The organism is Pseudoroseomonas cervicalis ATCC 49957 (assembly GCF_000164635.1).
Classification (GTDB): domain Bacteria; phylum Pseudomonadota; class Alphaproteobacteria; order Acetobacterales; family Acetobacteraceae; genus Pseudoroseomonas; species Pseudoroseomonas cervicalis.
On the sequence record NZ_GG771239.1, the window covers coordinates 1 to 557 of the forward strand.

The following is a 557-nucleotide window of genomic DNA, read 5'->3' on the forward strand; positions in this document are numbered from 1 at the left end:
CGCGCCGGTGCCGCCGGCCGCGCATCTGACCGGGGTGGCGGTGACGGGGGCGATCAGCCTGGCGGCCCTGCGCGAGGATCCCGCCCGCGCCCCGCAGCGTTATGCCCGCTACCTGGCGGCGCTGCGCGACATCGCGCGCGGCGGCGCCGGCCGAATGGCGGTGGAGGAGCTCGCATGGAACTGACCCTGGCGGTGCTGCGCTGCCCCGACAGCGCCGTGCCCGAGACGCGGCAGGCGCGGGGGGATTTCTCGATCGGCCGCGGCCCGGGCAATGACTGGGTGCTGCAGGATCCCGACCGGGTGCTGTCCAAGCGGCATTGCGTGCTGGAATTCCGCGCCGGCGGCTGGCAGCTGCGCGACCTCTCGACCAATGGCACCTATCTGAACCAGGCCGGGGCGCCGGTCGGGCGCGACCGCGCCGTGCCGGTCTCGGATGGCGACCGGCTGCGCCTCGGCGCCTGGGAGATCGAGCTGCGCCTGGCCCAGGCCGCCCGCCCGCCAGCGGAGAGCAGCCTGCTGCAGGGCAGCCTGCCGATGGCGCCGGAGACCGCGCCGCC

General features: G+C 76.3%; 2 protein-coding genes. Both read left to right on the forward strand.

Annotated features, from left to right (window positions below; translation table 11 throughout):
- A partial coding sequence (locus HMPREF0731_RS22770; protein WP_007006639.1) for a DUF6931 family protein occupies positions 1-184 on the forward strand: 184 nt, incomplete at its 5' end.
- Positions 175-557, forward strand: a 383-nt coding sequence (locus tag HMPREF0731_RS22775; RefSeq protein WP_007006640.1) for an FHA domain-containing protein, incomplete at its 3' end; no start/stop codon positions are given. The genes HMPREF0731_RS22770 and HMPREF0731_RS22775, both read left to right, overlap by 10 nt.